Origin of the sequence: Pseudomonas sp. Pc102, assembly GCF_018408275.1 — a bacterium.
Classification (GTDB): domain Bacteria; phylum Pseudomonadota; class Gammaproteobacteria; order Pseudomonadales; family Pseudomonadaceae; genus Metapseudomonas; species Metapseudomonas tohonis.
Map to the genome: position 1 here is coordinate 6,445,373 of NZ_AP021905.1, position 13,855 is coordinate 6,459,227.

At 67.4% G+C, this 13,855-nt stretch carries 16 protein-coding genes; 11 read left to right on the forward strand and 5 right to left on the reverse strand.

The window, feature by feature from the left end:
* The first annotated feature begins 106 nt into the window (after positions 1–106).
* From oscA to PHLH3_RS29400, 5 genes are all read left to right on the forward strand, one after another.
* Positions 107–289 (forward strand): sulfur starvation response protein OscA, encoded by a 183-nt coding sequence (gene oscA, locus PHLH3_RS29380; RefSeq protein WP_021217924.1) that lies wholly within the window; start codon positions 107–109, stop codon positions 287–289.
* Positions 290–430: 141 nt separating this feature from the next.
* Entirely contained in the window at positions 431–1,441 is a 1,011-nt protein-coding gene (locus tag PHLH3_RS29385; protein ID WP_213627210.1) for a sulfate ABC transporter substrate-binding protein, read from the forward strand.
* Positions 1,442–1,612: 171 nt separating this feature from the next.
* A complete protein-coding gene (gene cysT / locus PHLH3_RS29390) occupies positions 1,613–2,431 on the forward strand; it encodes a sulfate ABC transporter permease subunit CysT (protein WP_173176984.1) in 819 nt (272 codons plus the stop codon).
* 13 nt (positions 2,432–2,444) lie between these two features.
* Entirely contained in the window at positions 2,445–3,317 is an 873-nt protein-coding gene (cysW, locus tag PHLH3_RS29395; protein ID WP_213627212.1) for a sulfate ABC transporter permease subunit CysW, read from the forward strand.
* 3 nt (positions 3,318–3,320) lie between these two features.
* Positions 3,321–4,310 (forward strand): sulfate ABC transporter ATP-binding protein, encoded by a 990-nt coding sequence (locus tag PHLH3_RS29400; protein ID WP_021217928.1) that lies wholly within the window; start codon positions 3,321–3,323, stop codon positions 4,308–4,310.
* A gap of 196 nt (positions 4,311–4,506) precedes the next feature.
* Here the strand turns inward: PHLH3_RS29400 and PHLH3_RS29405 are convergent, their stop codons facing one another.
* Positions 4,507–4,911 (reverse strand): hypothetical protein, encoded by a 405-nt coding sequence (locus tag PHLH3_RS29405; RefSeq protein WP_213627214.1) that lies wholly within the window; start codon positions 4,909–4,911, stop codon positions 4,507–4,509.
* A gap of 130 nt (positions 4,912–5,041) precedes the next feature.
* Here PHLH3_RS29405 and PHLH3_RS29410 point away from each other — a divergent pair, with 130 nt between their 5' ends.
* Both PHLH3_RS29410 and PHLH3_RS29415 read left to right on the forward strand, forming a co-directional pair.
* Positions 5,042–5,830, forward strand: coding sequence for a helix-turn-helix domain-containing protein (locus tag PHLH3_RS29410; protein WP_213627216.1), 789 nt, complete (start codon positions 5,042–5,044; stop codon positions 5,828–5,830).
* A gap of 141 nt (positions 5,831–5,971) precedes the next feature.
* Entirely contained in the window at positions 5,972–6,712 is a 741-nt protein-coding gene (locus PHLH3_RS29415) for a hypothetical protein (protein WP_213627218.1), read from the forward strand.
* 564 nt (positions 6,713–7,276) lie between these two features.
* Here PHLH3_RS29415 and PHLH3_RS29420 read toward each other — a convergent pair.
* Entirely contained in the window at positions 7,277–7,801 is a 525-nt protein-coding gene (locus PHLH3_RS29420) for an Mpo1-like protein (protein ID WP_173176997.1), read from the reverse strand.
* A gap of 91 nt (positions 7,802–7,892) precedes the next feature.
* On the opposite strand from PHLH3_RS29420, the gene PHLH3_RS29425 reads away from it, so the two are divergent.
* Positions 7,893–8,582 carry a Crp/Fnr family transcriptional regulator gene (locus PHLH3_RS29425; RefSeq protein ID WP_213627220.1) on the forward strand — a complete coding sequence of 230 codons (690 nt, stop codon included), beginning with the start codon at positions 7,893–7,895 and terminating at the stop codon, positions 8,580–8,582.
* Positions 8,583–8,586: 4 nt separating this feature from the next.
* Here PHLH3_RS29425 and PHLH3_RS30765 read toward each other — a convergent pair whose 3' ends face one another.
* Together PHLH3_RS30765 and PHLH3_RS29435 are read right to left on the reverse strand one after the other, a co-directional pair.
* Positions 8,587–9,573, reverse strand: coding sequence for a methyl-accepting chemotaxis protein (locus PHLH3_RS30765; RefSeq protein ID WP_280527446.1), 987 nt, complete (start codon positions 9,571–9,573; stop codon positions 8,587–8,589).
* A gap of 115 nt (positions 9,574–9,688) precedes the next feature.
* A complete protein-coding gene (locus PHLH3_RS29435; protein ID WP_173177001.1) occupies positions 9,689–10,699 on the reverse strand; it encodes an AraC family transcriptional regulator in 1,011 nt (336 codons plus the stop codon).
* 99 nt (positions 10,700–10,798) lie between these two features.
* Here PHLH3_RS29435 and PHLH3_RS29440 point away from each other — a divergent pair, with 99 nt between their 5' ends.
* On the forward strand, positions 10,799–11,866 hold the full coding sequence (locus PHLH3_RS29440; RefSeq protein WP_213627222.1) for a fatty acid desaturase: 1,068 nt from the start codon (positions 10,799–10,801) through the stop codon (positions 11,864–11,866).
* 165 nt (positions 11,867–12,031) lie between these two features.
* Positions 12,032–12,196: a rubredoxin gene (locus PHLH3_RS29445; protein ID WP_021220460.1), complete on the forward strand. Its 165-nt coding sequence runs from the start codon at positions 12,032–12,034 to the stop codon at positions 12,194–12,196.
* A gap of 84 nt (positions 12,197–12,280) precedes the next feature.
* Here PHLH3_RS29445 and PHLH3_RS29450 read toward each other — a convergent pair whose 3' ends face one another.
* Positions 12,281–12,868: a TetR/AcrR family transcriptional regulator gene (locus tag PHLH3_RS29450; protein ID WP_173177005.1), complete on the reverse strand. Its 588-nt coding sequence runs from the start codon at positions 12,866–12,868 to the stop codon at positions 12,281–12,283.
* Positions 12,869–12,959: 91 nt separating this feature from the next.
* Here PHLH3_RS29450 and PHLH3_RS29455 point away from each other — a divergent pair, with 91 nt between their 5' ends.
* Positions 12,960–13,700, forward strand: a complete 741-nt coding sequence (locus PHLH3_RS29455; protein ID WP_173177008.1) for an SDR family oxidoreductase — start codon at positions 12,960–12,962, stop codon at positions 13,698–13,700.
* Positions 13,701–13,855 lie beyond the last annotated feature (155 nt).

Consider the following 13,855-nt stretch of genomic DNA (forward strand, 5'->3'; position numbering starts at 1 on the left):
TTCTTAAACAGTATTTTTAAGAATATTCGTGCCCTGATTAAGATGCGCCCACGCCACGCGAAAACCCTGACCACCGACGCGGGCACCCCATCCAAGGAGCACGAACATGAGCGCAACACTCCGCAGCCTCGAAGGCCAGGACGAAGCCAGCATCCTGCGTGAAATCCAGAGCGCCCTGCACGGCCTGCGTTTCGGTGCCGTAGAGATCACCGTCCACAACGGTCAGGTGGTGCAGATCGAGCGCAAGGAAAAATTCCGCCTGCAACCACCCGCCGGCAAGAACAGCTGACCCGAACACCCGACCGGGTCGCCGGAGGGGTCAACCCGAGACGCGAACCGAGTCGACTGCGACGGGCGCCGTGAACGCCCGTCGTGCCTGAAAGACAAACCAGCCAACACCATAAGAACCCGGAATTCAGGAGCTCCATCCATGTCGATTCGCCGCTTCGCCCTGGCCACCCTGGCCAGCGCCCTGCTCACCACCCTGGTCGCCGGCCCCGTCGCCGCCGCCACCGAGCTGCTCAACGTCTCCTACGACCCGACCCGCGAGCTGTATCAGGAGTACAACGCCGCCTTCATCAAGCACTGGAAGGCCCAGGGCGGCGACGACCTCAAGGTCCAGCAGTCCCACGGTGGCTCCGGCAAGCAGGCGCGTGCCGTGATCGACGGCCTCAAGGCCGACGTGGTGACCCTGGCGCTGGCCGGCGACATCGACGAGCTGCAGAAGCTCGGCAAGCTGATCCCCGAGAACTGGCAGGCGCGCCTGCCGGACAACAGCACCCCCTACACCTCGACCATCGTGTTCCTGGTACGCAAGGGCAACCCCAAGGGCATCAAGGACTGGGGCGACCTGACCAAGGAAGGCGTGGAAGTCATCACCCCGAACCCGAAGACCTCCGGCGGCGCCCGCTGGAACTTCCTGGCCGCCTGGGCCTGGGCCAAGAAGCAGTACGGCAGCGATGCCAAGGCACAGGAATACGTGCAGGCGCTGTACAAGCACGTTCCGGTTCTCGACACTGGCGCCCGCGGTTCGACCATCACCTTCGTCAACAACAACATTGGCGACGTGCTGCTGGCCTGGGAAAATGAGGCCTTCCTGGCACTCAAGGAACAGGGTGGCGAGAACTTCGAGATCGTCGCGCCGAGCCTGTCGATCCTCGCCGAGCCGCCGGTTTCCGTGGTCGACAAGAACGTCGACAAGAAAGGCACCCGCAAGGTCGCCGAAGCCTACCTGCAGTACCTGTACAGCGAGGAAGGCCAGCGCATCGCCGCGAAGAACTTCTACCGTCCCCGTGACGCGAAGGTCGCCGCCGAGTTCGCCAAGCAGTTCCCGAAACTGGACCTGGTGACCGTCGACAAGGACTTCAACGGCTGGAAGGAAGCGCAACCGAAGTTCTTCAACGACGGCGGCATCTTCGACCAGATCTACCAGGCGCAATAAGCCGAAGCTGCAAGCTGCAAGCTGCAAGCTGCAAGCTGCAAGCTGCAAGAAAATGGGTGGGGCGCAGGCCCTGCCCTGACAAGGGGAAGCGCGAGCTTCCCTTTGCCGTGCCCGGGCCGGTGATATTCCGGTGGCGGGCTTGAGCGTTCCAACGCAGAAAAAGGACAGATGATGTCTCGACGTATCTCCCCGGTCATACCCGGCTTCGGGCTGACTCTGGGGTACACCCTGGTGTATCTCAGCCTGTTGGTGCTGATTCCCCTGGGCGCCATGTTCCTCAGGACCTTCGACCTAACCTGGGTGCAGTTCTGGAACATCATCAGCGCACCCCGCGTACTCGCCGCACTCAAGCTCAGCTTCGGCACCGCGCTCGCCGCCGCCGTGCTCAATGGCCTGATCGGCACCCTGCTGGCGTGGGTGCTGGTGCGCTACGACTTCCCCGGCCGCAAGATCATCGACGCGATGATCGACCTGCCCTTCGCCCTGCCCACCGCCGTGGCCGGCATCGCGCTCACCGCGCTGTACGCGCCGGCCGGCCTGGTCGGCCAGTTCGCCACGGACCTGGGCTTCAAGATCGCCTACACCCCGTTGGGCATCACCCTGGCGCTGACCTTCGTCACCCTGCCCTTCGTGGTGCGCACGGTGCAGCCGGTGCTGGCCGACATCCCCCGCGAGGTGGAAGAGGCCGCCGCCTGCCTGGGCGCCAGGCCGCTGCAGGTGTTCCGCCACATCCTCCTGCCGGCGCTGCTGCCCGCCTGGCTCACCGGCTTCGCCCTGGCCTTCGCCCGGGGCGTGGGCGAGTACGGCTCGGTGATCTTCATCGCCGGCAACATGCCGATGAAGACCGAGATCCTGCCGCTCCTGATCATGGTCAAGCTCGACCAGTACGACTACACCGGCGCCACCGCCATCGGCGTGCTGATGCTGGTGGTCTCCTTCATCCTGCTGCTGCTGATCAACCTGCTGCAGCGCCGCATCGAAACCCCCTGAGGAGGCCGTCGTCATGAGTAGTGCAACCCTGACTGCCGCCGCCTCCGCCAACGCTGCCCGCCGGGGCAACGCCTGGGGTCGCCGTGCGCTGATCGTCGCCGCCTGGCTGGTGTTCGGCCTGTTCCTGCTGCTGCCGCTGTACATCGTGCTGAGCGAAGCACTGAAGCAGGGCTTCGGAACCTTCTTCACCGCCATCTTCGAGCCCGACGCGCTCTCCGCGCTGAAGCTGACGGTGATCGCCGTCGCCATCTCGGTGCCGCTGAACCTGGTGTTCGGCGTGGCCGCCGCCTGGTGCGTGAGCAAGTTCGAGTTCCGCGGCAAGAGCATCCTGGTCACCCTGATCGACCTGCCCTTCTCCGTCTCCCCGGTGATCGCCGGCCTGATCTACGTGCTGCTGTTCGGCGCCCAGGGCTACTTCGGCGGGTGGCTGAGCGAGCATGACATCCAGATCGTCTTCGCCATCCCCGGCATCGTCCTGGCCACCATCTTCGTCACCGTGCCCTTCGTCGCCCGCGAGCTGATCCCGCTGATGCAGGAACAGGGCACCCAGGAGGAAGAGGCCGCGCGCCTGCTCGGCGCCAACGGCTGGCAGATGTTCTGGCACGTGACCCTGCCCAACATCAAATGGGGCCTGATCTACGGCGTGGTGCTGTGCACCGCGCGCGCCATGGGCGAGTTCGGCGCGGTGTCGGTGGTCTCCGGCCACATCCGCGGCGTCACCAATACCCTGCCGCTGCATGTCGAGATCCTCTACAACGAGTACAACCACGTCGCCGCCTTCAGCGTCGCCAGCCTGCTGCTGATCCTCGCGCTGGTCATCCTGCTGCTCAAGCAGTGGAGCGAGGCCCGCCTGTCCCGTCTTAAATCCAGCGCTGATGAGGAGTGAGTCATGAGCATCGAAATCCGTAACGTCAGCAAGAACTTCAACGCCTTCAAGGCGCTCAACGACATCAACCTGGATATCCACAGCGGCGAGCTGGTGGCCCTGCTCGGCCCGTCCGGCTGCGGCAAGACCACCCTGCTGCGCATCATCGCCGGCCTGGAGACCCCGGACGCCGGCAACATCGTGTTCCACGGCGAGGACGTCTCGCAGCACGACGTGCGCGATCGCAACGTCGGCTTCGTGTTCCAGCACTACGCCCTGTTCCGCCACATGAGCGTGTTCGACAACGTCGCCTTCGGCCTGCGCATGAAGCCCAAGGGCGAACGCCCGAGCGAGCCGGAGATCGCCGAGAAGGTCCACGAGCTGCTCAACATGGTGCAGCTGGACTGGCTCTCCGACCGCTACCCGGAGCAGCTCTCCGGCGGCCAGCGCCAGCGCATCGCCCTGGCCCGCGCCCTGGCGGTAAAGCCCAAGATCCTGCTGCTGGACGAACCCTTCGGCGCCCTCGACGCCAAGGTGCGCAAGGAGCTGCGCCGCTGGCTGGCGCGCCTGCACGAGGAGATCAACCTGACCTCCGTGTTCGTCACCCACGACCAGGAGGAAGCCATGGAAGTGGCCGACCGCATCGTGGTCATGAACAAGGGCGTGATCGAGCAGATCGGCTCCCCGGGCGAGGTCTACGAGAAGCCGGCGAGCCCCTTCGTCTACCACTTCCTCGGCGACTCCAACCGCCTGCAGTTGGGCGATGACCGCCACGTGCTGTTCCGTCCCCACGAAGTCTCGCTGTCCAAGGAGGCCGAGGACGAGCACCAGGCCGCAGAAGTCCGCGACATCCGCCCCCTCGGCGCCATCACCCGGGTGACCCTGAAGGTGGACGGCCAGGACGAGCTGATCGAAGCCGAAGTGGTCAAGGACCACGACAGCCTGGTCGGCCTCGCCCGTGGCGAAACCCTCTACTTCAAGCCCAAGGCCTGGCAGCCCGTCGCCCACGGCTGATCGCCGCGCTGCAACGAACAAGCCCCTCCTGCGAGGGGCTTTTTCATGGGTGCAAAACGCAGGTTGGGCCGAAGCATGAGGCCCAACGCAACGGACCCGACCCCGGCACCGTTGGGCCTCGCAAGCTCGGCGCCAACCTACGACCCCGCCCTCTGGTGGGAGCGAATTCATTCGCGAAAAAGGCAGGATGCCCAAGTTATCCACAGGCCGCTTCGACGGAGCGCTTGAGCCCGAGGAACTGCAGCTCGGCGAACAGCACCACCGCCAGCGCCTGGGCGATCACGAAGGCCTGGCCCAGCAGGGTCGGCTGCACCCAGCCGCCGGCCAGCAGCAGGACGCTGTCCACCACCCAGACGGCATTGACCGCGATCACCGCCCACACCGCGCGACGGTCGAGGGTGTCGCGACGGGCGAGCCACAGCAGCACGGCGCACCAGGGTAGCATCGACAGGCCGGCGCCGGTGAGCAGCGTGGCAGGCAGGGCCAGCAGGGCGGACAGCGGGCCGGCGCCCAGGGTCATCAGCAGGCCGGCGGCGCCGCTGACCAGGGCATCGAGTTGCAGGGCGCGGCGCAGCAGGGGGGAGGGTTGCACGGTGGTCATGGCGTATCTCCTGGACAAGACGGCCCGGCGGTTGCCGGTGCCTGGTCGCCAGGATTCGCCGAACGGAGAATCGCGTCGATTACCTGCCAGGTAATGGCCGGGCCTCACCGGCTCGACTATCGTCGCTGCCATGAACGCACCCACCCACCCCGTCGGCGCCCTGTTGCGCCAGTGGCGCCAGCGCCGCCGCCTCAGCCAGCTCGACCTCGCCTGCGACGCGGAGATCTCCACGCGCCACCTGAGCTTCGTCGAGACCGGGCGCGCCCGGCCCAGCCGCGAGATGCTCCTGCACCTGGCCGAGCAGCTGGACATCCCCCTGCGCGAACGCAACCGCCTGCTGGCCGCTGCCGGCTACGCACCGCTGTTCCCCCAGCGCACCCTGGACGACCCGGCCCTGGCCGGAGCGCGCCAGGCCATCGAACAGCTGCTCAAGGCCCACGAACCGAACCCGGCGCTGGCCATCGACCGCCATTGGAACCTGCTGGCGGCCAACGACGCGGTGCTGGCGCTGATCGCCGGCGTCGCCCCTGCCCTGCTCGGCCCGCCACTCAACGTGCTGCGCCTGACCCTGCATCCGCAGGGCCTGGCGCCGCGCATCGCCAACCTCGGCCAGTGGCGCGCCCACCTGCTGGAGCGCCTTCGGCACGACATCGAAGTGAGCGGTGATGAGGAGTTGCAGACCCTGTACGACGAACTCACCGCCTACCCGGCCCCGGCCGCGCCCGATGCCCTGGTCGCCGATGGCGTACTGGTGCCGCTGCAGCTGGACACGCCGCTGGGGGTGATCAGCTTCATCAGCACCATCACGGTGTTCGGCACCCCGGTGGACGTGACCCTTTCGGAGCTGGCCCTGGAGACCCTGTTCCCCGCCGACCCGGAGAGCGCCGAACGGCTGAAGCAGATCCTCCGGATGGGATGATTTATCGCCCGACCGTCATAAATCACTCTTTCGGGTAATACCCTCCAGGGCCCGGCGCAGTAGGCTGGGCGCGCACCGATTGGTGCCCACACAACCCACCGCTTTGTCTGCTCACAACAACAACAAAAGGAGCACGCCGGGATGCTTTCAGACGCTCTATCACGCGCTTTCATCGGACTGCTGCTGGGCCTCGCCGGGGCCGGGATGGCCCTCGCCGCCGAACTCGCGCCCATCGACCAGGTACAGGTCCACGCCTGCCGCGCCACCAGCAGCCTGCTGCTGTTCCGCGGCGAAGGTTTCCAGGAAACCCACAAGACCCGCTTCGATGCCGACATCAAGGCACTGGATGCCGCGTTCCAGAGCGTTCCGCAGCCCAGCGACGGGCTCCGGCAGAAGTACCGCGCGCTTGTTACCCAACTGCAGCAAGGTGTTTCCTACGGCCACAACGAAGAGGACGTGCCCTGGCGCTTCCCCCAGGAACTGGCCAAGTCCCTGCGCGACTTCCTCATCGCCGCCCGTGCCACCCCCGGCAACACCGCCGACGGCGAACTGCCGGCCAAGGTGGAATACCTCGCCGTGCAGTACCTCAGCCGCGCCTACATCGGCACCTTCGAGATCGCCCGGGAAAGCAACGACACCTACATCGGCCAGGACGAACGCACCCTGCTGCCGGCCATCGACGCCCAGCTGCAACCGATGGACAAGAGCGATCCGGCGGTGGGCAAGCTGAAGACCCGCTGGAGCTTCCTCAAGACCGCCCTCAGCGACATGAACAGCCAGAGCAACACCCTGGTCAGCGCCTCCGGCCGGCCCTACGCGCCGATGATGGTCGACCGCCATGCCCGCTCGATGAGCGCGCAGTTGCTGGCCGCGGGCGGCTGAGGCAACGGGGCAGCGCGGGTTATCCACAGGCGGCGGAGCCCGGCCCAACACCGTAGCGGTGGACCGGTGAAGCGCGGTCCACCCTACATCGCCTGGCACCTATTGCCCGCACGGACTCCCCCGCTGGGTAGGGTGGATAACGCTCTTTTATCCACCAGGCGGACTTGCCCCGAACACCAATGCCTCGCCCCTCGCTGTGGGAGCGAATTCATTCGCGATGGAGCTTCCAGCCACTCGGAGCCGAGAGCCGGCGGCGAGCCTTTCGCGGCTGAAGCCGCTCCCACAAGTGCCCGGCCCAGCACCGTAGCGGTGGACCGGTGAAGCGCGGTCCACCCTACATCGCCTGGCACCTCTTGCCCGCACGGACTCCCCCGCTGGGTAGGGTGGATAACGCTCTTTTATCCACCAGGCGGACTCGCCCCGAACACCAATGCCTCGCCCCTCGCTGTGGGAGCGAATTCATTCGCGATGGAGCTTCCAGCCACTCGGAGCCGAGAGCCGGCGGTGAGTTTTTCGCGGCTGAAGCCGCTCCCACAGGGGGAGGCGGTCCAACCGCGCATCGCCTCAAGCGGTGGCTTTCTTCTCGCGGATGCAGGTCGGGCCGGCGCGGTGTTCGATGGCTTGCTCGACCTCCTTGCGCATGCCGAGCATGAAGCCCAGCTCGGCGACCACGAACAGCGGGCCAACCACCAGGCCCATCAGGTCGTCGACGAACGCCGGCTTGCGGCCTTCGTAGTAGTGGCCGACGAACTGGATCACCCAGCCCACCACGAACAGGCCGAGGCCGGCGCTCAGCCACAGGGCGGTGGACTGCACGGCCAGCGCGGCGCCGGCCCAGAGGCTGAGCCAGAGGAGTGCGGTCATCACCAGGCCGAAGCGCAGGTCGAGGCGGAAGTAGAAGACGGCGGAGGCCAGCGCCACCAGGGCCGCCGGAGATATCCACAGGCCGGCGGCGACCAGGCCGGGGCGCGACAGCAGCACGGCCACGGCGACGACGATCAGCGGGATGCCGATGAAGTGGCTGAAGATGTTGCGCCGGTCGCGGTGGTATTCGGCGTACTGGGAGAGATGATCGACGAGGGTTTTCATTGTTATGTCCTCAGGTTGCAGGCAGTTGCGTCGATAATGGCGCCTGTCCTGACCTATCCTCTGTCAGCTAGCCGACAAAGCCCATCGCCCGATGCCCGAACTTTCCGACTGCCGCACCTCCCTGCTCACCGGCCACTGGTTCGCCGGCCTGCCCGCACGCCTGCAGGACGCACTGGTGAGCCAGGCACGCCCCCTGAACCTGGCAGCGGGCGAATGCCTGTTCCGCCGGGGCGATCCGCCCTGCGGGCTGTATGCGGTGATCGTGGGCGCGGTGCGCGTGGGGGTCAGCGCGGAGAACGGCAAGGAGGCGCTGCTGGCCCTGGTGGAGCCGCCGCACTGGTTCGGCGAGATCTGCCTGTTCGACGGCCAGCCACGCACCCATGACGCCTTCGCCGAAGGCCCGACGCAGTTGCTCAACGTGCCCCAGGCGGCGCTGCAGAAGATGCTGGAGACGGAGCCGGCCTGGTGGCGCGAGTTCGCCCTGCTGATGAGCCAGAAGCTGCGCCTGGCCTTCATCGCGCTGGAGGAGATGAGCCTGCTGCCGGCGCCGCAACGCCTGGCGCGGCGGTTGCTGATGATCGCCGAGGGCTACGGCGAGACGAGTGGCCGGCGCCGGGTCATCCACCTGGCCCAGGAGCAGCTGGCGCTGATGCTGGCGGTGTCGCGGCAGACCACCAACCAGATCCTCAAGGAACTGGAAGCCCAGGGCGTGGTGCACCTGAACTACGGCGAGATCGAGATCCTCGACCTCGCCGGCCTGCGCCAGGCGGCGAGGTTGTGAGGGGTCAGGCCGGCCCGCGCAGGGCCACGGCGAGCTGACGGCCCAGCGCCACCGCTTCTTCCAGCCGGCCTTCCAGGCGCGCCATCTCCTGGCGCCAGGCCTGCTGTTTCTCGTGCTGCAGCGCCCAGTGATCCGGCAGCGGCGCCAGCGCCTCGCGTAACTGCGCACCCTGCCCGTCCAGGCCGGCCATCCGATCGCCCAGGGGCTCCAGTGCGGCGACGCCCCCGGCCAGCCCGGCATCCTGCCCGGCCAGGTGGGCGACGGCGGCGGCGGTCTGCTGCTGGATGTCCTCGGCCATGCGCCCGACTTCCTCGGTGGCAACGGCGGTGCGCGCGGCGAGGTTGCGCACCTCGTCCGCCACCACGGCGAAACCACGCCCGGCGTCACCGGCACGAGCAGCCTCGATGGCGGCGTTGAGCGCCAGCAGGTTGGTCTGGCTGGCGATGGACTGGATGCTCTGGGCGACCTTCTGGATCTCGCCGCTGCGCTCGGCCAGGGCCTGGACGCGCTCGCGGCCGGTGCCGCTCTCGGCGAGCAAGGCGGCGAAGGCCTGGCGGGCCTGGTCCAGCTCGGCGCGGCCCTCGGTGCCGGCCTGCTGCAGCTGCTTGGCCAGTTGTTCGAGGCGGTCGAGATCGGGCGGCACCACCCCGGCGTCATGCCGCTGGAGCCAGATCGCGCCGTCCTCCAGGCGCTGGCGCAACAGGCTGTCGAGCTGGCTGGCGAGGCCCTCCAGGCGCAGCCGTTCGGCGGCGTGGCGGTCGGCCTGCACCGCCAGTTCGGCCAGGCGCGGGGCCTGGTCTTCCAGCGGCTCGTCACGCGGTTCCTCCGGTACTTTCCAGGGCCCCAGCCAGGGCCACAGCGCCAGCACCAGGTAGGCCGGGATGCTCCAGGCGGGCGGCACCTGCCAGCGCGTGTAGACCAGCATCAGCAGGGCCAGGCCCAGGGTGTGGAACGCGACGGCATAGGGATGGCGGGCGTAGGCGGGACGCATGGGCTTCTCGGATGGTTCTTGTTAGTGGAGAGGATTCTGGCCGTTCGGCTGGCGACTGGCCAGTTCTGGCACGCGTGCGAAAAGCCTCTGGAGCACGGATGCCTTGCGTGAAGGCTCAACGCCCCAGGCTTTCGCGGTACTGGCTCGGCGCCTGGCCCGTCCAGCGCTTGAAGGCGCGACTGAAGCTGCTGGTGTCGGCGAACCCGAGCAGGTAGGCGATCTCGCTGATGGAGCAGCGCGGGTCGCGCATGTGCACCAGGGCCAGGGCCTGGCGGGTGTCGCCGAGCAGTTGCTCGTAGCTGCTGCCCTCTTCCGCCAGGTGGCGTTGCAGGCTGCGCAGGCTCAGGTGCAGGGACTGGGCGATACGCTCGGCCGAGGGTTCGCCATTGGGCAACTGGGCCTCCAGGCAGGCACGCACCTTGCGCGCCCAGGTGGGCACCTGCAGCTGTTCCAGGGTGCGCTTGAGCACCGTCTCGTTGTGCTCGGCCAGCTCGGCGTTGGCGTCTTCCAGGGGCCGTTCGAAGTCCTCGCAGGCGAATTCGATCAAATCTTCCGGGGCGCCGAAATGCAGCGGGCAGCGGAACACCTGGTGCCAGGGTGCGGGGTCGGCCGGTTGCGGGCGGCGCAGGTGCACGGCCAGCGGCGCGTAGTCGCGGCCCAGGCGGTTGCGGCAGGTGCGCACGTAGATGGCGGCGAAGGCGTCGACCGCCTCGGGCGCTGGCGAGGGGCCTTCCTCGGGTACCTGCAGGCGGAACTCGTAGCGCTCGCCGCGCCGGCTCAGCTGCAGGGCGAGCGCGTCACTGACCACCTGGTGGTAGCGCTCGATGCGCTCGAAGACCTCGCGCAGGCTGGCGCTGGCGATCAGCGCGTAGCCCAGGGCGTGGAAGGTGGTGGGGCTGACGTAGCCGGAAATCTTCAGGCCCAGTGCCGGGTCGCCGCTGGCCTGGACCGCCAGTTGCCACAGGCGCGTGGTGGCGGAGAGCGGGTAGCGGGCGTTGGGGTCGTCCATCAGCGCCGGGTCGAGGCCGGCCTGGCGGCACAGGCCGTCGCTGTCGAGGCCGAGGGCGTCCAGCTGCTTGCGCAGGGCTCGGGTCCAGCTGGCGAGGGTGGAGGGCTCGTCGCTCATGCAGGTTGGCGTATCCGGTCAACAGGTTGGCGTTCAGGGTCAGGCGTGGCGCGCACCGCCTCGGCAGAGTGGGCACACGACGAGCAAGAGGATGTAAGCATGTCCCCGACTACCGCAAGCCCCGCAAAGCTGAATGATCAACAGCGATCAGCCCATATTCGTGAAGTGGTGATGGCCCACGGCGCAGAGCTGCGCCAGCGCTACCCGATCCTCAACCGCCAGGACCTGATCGGCGCCGGCATCCTCGCCTTCGCCCTCGCCGGCATGGTCGGCTCGGCGGTGCTCTACCTGAACGGCGCGATCGCCTGGTGGGCCTGCCTGCTGGTCAACGCCTTCCTCGCCTCGCTGACCCACGAGCTGGAGCACGACCTCATCCACAGCATGTACTTCCGCAAGCAGAAGGTGGCGCACAACCTGATGATGGCGCTGGTGTGGCTGGCACGGCCGAGCACCATCAACCCGTGGGTCCGCCGCCACCTGCACCTGAACCACCACAAGGTCTCCGGCACCGAGGCCGACATGGAGGAGCGCGCCATCACCAACGGCGAGCCCTGGGGCATCGCCCGGCTGCTGATGGTGGGCGACAACGTGATGTCCTCGCTGATCCGCATGCTGCGGGCCAGGAGCTGGGAGCACAAGAAGTTCATCCTGGTGCGCACGCTGAAGGTCTATGCACCGCTGGCGCTGATGAACTGGAGCGCCTGGTATCTCTTCCTCGGCTTCCACGCCATCAACGGCGTGAGTGCGCTGCTGGGCGCGCCGGTGGCCTGGTCGGGCACCACCCTGGCGGTGATGCAGGGTGTGGATATCGCGGTGGTGGTGCTGGTGGGTCCCAACGTGCTGCGCACCTTCTGCCTGCACTTCGTCAGCTCCAACATGCACTACTACGGCGACGTGGAGCCGGGCAACGTGATCCAGCAGACCCAGGTGCTCAACCCCTGGTGGCTGTGGCCGTTGCAGGCGTTCTGCTTCAACTTCGGCAGCACCCATGCGATCCACCACTTCGTGGTCAAGGAGCCCTTCTACATCCGCCAGATGACCGCCCCGGTGGCACACAAGGTGATGCGCGAGATGGGCGTGCGCTTCAACGACATCGGCACCTTCGCCCGCGCCAACCGCTGGCGGGCGCAGCCGCAACCGGTGGCCGAGCGCGCACAGACCGCCTGACGCCTGCCCCGTAACCCCAAACCTAAGATGGGCCGCCTCGCGGCCCTTCTGCGCCTACTATCGCCGCCATTCCGCCAACGACAGCGCCCCGGCCACCCACGGCCCGGCAGGCATCGCGCCGCGGAAAATCCGCTCAACCGTGAAGAAGAACGAAGAGGTACCGGCATGAAAACCTGGATCTGTGTGGTCTGTGGCCTGATCTACGACGAAGCCAAGGGCTGGCCCGACGAGGGCATCGCCGCCGGCACCCCCTGGGCGGACGTGCCCGAGGACTGGATCTGCCCCGACTGCGGCGTGGGCAAGATGGATTTCGAGATGCAGGAAATCTGAGGGCACGGCCGGGAAGTCCGCCCGCAGGGACTTCCCAGATACCGGATATCCCGCACACACCGCGTGGGGCGCCTGCCCCGCGTATCAGAGTGGCTGTGGATCCCCCTGGCCGCGCCGCTCCAGCGCCTGCATCAGCAATTGGCGGCCAGCGCCGAGAACCTCTTCCTGCAAGGGCTCGCTGGCGAGCATGCGCGCGATCACCAGGGCGCCGACGCACTGGGAGATCACCGCCCAGGCCAGTTCGCCGTCTTCGAGGATTTCCGCCCAGGCCTGCTGCAGTTGCAGCATCCAGTGCTCGGCGGTCTCGCGCACCGGCAGGCCGGCACGGGCGATCTCGGCGCCCAGGGCGGGAATCGCGCATCCGCCTTCGGCATTGCGCACATGGGCCATGCTCAGGTAGTGCTCCAGGCAGCGCTGCAGCCGCGCCTGGTCGAAGCCTTCACCCTGGGCGACCTGGCCGATCAGGCTGCGTGACAGCTCGCGCTCGACGATGGCGGTGAACAGGTCGTCCTTCGACGGGAAGTGGCTGTAGAAGGCGCCGCCGGTAAGGCCGATGGCTTTCATCAGGGCATCCACGCCGGTGCTGGAGAAGCCGCCGGCCTTGGCGATGGCGCCGCTGCTTTCCAACAGTTTCTGCCGGGTTTCTTCCTTGTGGGTGGGGGAATAACGCATGTCGACCTCCGCAAGACACACTGCTTGACGCGGGTTGGACTGTAGCATAACGTCCGTTCAGCTAACGACCGTTTAGTTAAAGGTGACTGCCATGAATACCGAATCGAACAACAACAAGGTGGTGCTCGTGATAGGCGCCGGCGATGCCACCGGCGGTGCCATCGCCCGGCGTTTCGCCCGCGAGGGCTACATCGCCTGCGTGACCCGGCGCAGCGCGGACAAGCTGCAGCCGCTGGTGGACAGCATCCGCGCCGAGGGCGGCCAGGCCCACGGTTTCGCCTCCGACGCGCGCAAGGAAGAGGAGGTGGCCGAGCTGGTGGAACGGATCGAGCGCGAGATCGGCCCGATCGAGGCCTTCGTCTTCAACATCGGCGCCAACGTGCCCTGCAGCATCCTCGACGAGACCGCGCGCAAGTACTTCAAGATCTGGGAGATGGCCTGCTTCTCCGGCTTCCTCACCGGCCAGGCCGTGGCCCGGCGCATGGTCACCCGTGGGCGCGGCACCATTCTCTTCACCGGTGCCACGGCGGGCCTGCGCGGCGCCGCCAACTTCGCCGCCTTCGCCGGCGCCAAGCACGGTATCCGCGCCCTGGCGCAGAGCATGGCGCGCGAGCTGGGGCCACGGAACATCCACGTCGCCCACGTGGTGGTGGACGGCGCCATCGACACCGATTTCATCCGCGACACCTTCCCGGACATCTACGCCCGCAAGGAGCAGGACGGCATCCTCGACCCCGAGCACATCGCCGAGAACTACTGGTTCCTGCATAGCCAACCCCGGGACGCCTGGACGTTCGAGCTCGACCTCCGTCCCTGGATGGAACGCTGGTGATTACCGACGGCCGGCTGCGCGACGCTCAGGCGTTGTTGGCGTGGCGCCGTGAAATGCTCATTGGCAGACGCCAACTCCGCTTTCCCGACGCCCCGCCGCCTAGCCTGAGTGCCGCTCGCTCGGCCTCGACTCCGTAGAGTTATTCGAAGGACAAA

Bases quoted from the DNA above. Each gene is read 5' to 3' on its own strand.
- oscA (WP_021217924.1), top strand. From the start codon at position 107: ATGAGCGCAACACTCCGCAGCCTCGAAGGCCAGGACGAAGCCAGCATC.
- PHLH3_RS29385 (WP_213627210.1), top strand. From the start codon at position 431: ATGTCGATTCGCCGCTTCGCCCTGGCCACCCTGGCCAGCGCCCTGCTC.
- cysT (WP_173176984.1), top strand. From the start codon at position 1,613: ATGTCTCGACGTATCTCCCCGGTCATACCCGGCTTCGGGCTGACTCTG.
- cysW (WP_213627212.1), top strand. From the start codon at position 2,445: ATGAGTAGTGCAACCCTGACTGCCGCCGCCTCCGCCAACGCTGCCCGC.
- PHLH3_RS29400 (WP_021217928.1), top strand. From the start codon at position 3,321: ATGAGCATCGAAATCCGTAACGTCAGCAAGAACTTCAACGCCTTCAAG.
- PHLH3_RS29405 (WP_213627214.1), bottom strand. From the start codon at position 4,911: ATGACCACCGTGCAACCCTCCCCCCTGCTGCGCCGCGCCCTGCAACTC.
- PHLH3_RS29410 (WP_213627216.1), top strand. From the start codon at position 5,042: ATGAACGCACCCACCCACCCCGTCGGCGCCCTGTTGCGCCAGTGGCGC.
- PHLH3_RS29415 (WP_213627218.1), top strand. From the start codon at position 5,972: ATGCTTTCAGACGCTCTATCACGCGCTTTCATCGGACTGCTGCTGGGC.
- PHLH3_RS29420 (WP_173176997.1), bottom strand. From the start codon at position 7,801: ATGAAAACCCTCGTCGATCATCTCTCCCAGTACGCCGAATACCACCGC.
- PHLH3_RS29425 (WP_213627220.1), top strand. From the start codon at position 7,893: ATGCCCGAACTTTCCGACTGCCGCACCTCCCTGCTCACCGGCCACTGG.
- PHLH3_RS30765 (WP_280527446.1), bottom strand. From the start codon at position 9,573: ATGCGTCCCGCCTACGCCCGCCATCCCTATGCCGTCGCGTTCCACACC.
- PHLH3_RS29435 (WP_173177001.1), bottom strand. From the start codon at position 10,699: ATGAGCGACGAGCCCTCCACCCTCGCCAGCTGGACCCGAGCCCTGCGC.
- PHLH3_RS29440 (WP_213627222.1), top strand. From the start codon at position 10,799: ATGTCCCCGACTACCGCAAGCCCCGCAAAGCTGAATGATCAACAGCGA.
- PHLH3_RS29445 (WP_021220460.1), top strand. From the start codon at position 12,032: ATGAAAACCTGGATCTGTGTGGTCTGTGGCCTGATCTACGACGAAGCC.
- PHLH3_RS29450 (WP_173177005.1), bottom strand. From the start codon at position 12,868: ATGCGTTATTCCCCCACCCACAAGGAAGAAACCCGGCAGAAACTGTTG.
- PHLH3_RS29455 (WP_173177008.1), top strand. From the start codon at position 12,960: ATGAATACCGAATCGAACAACAACAAGGTGGTGCTCGTGATAGGCGCC.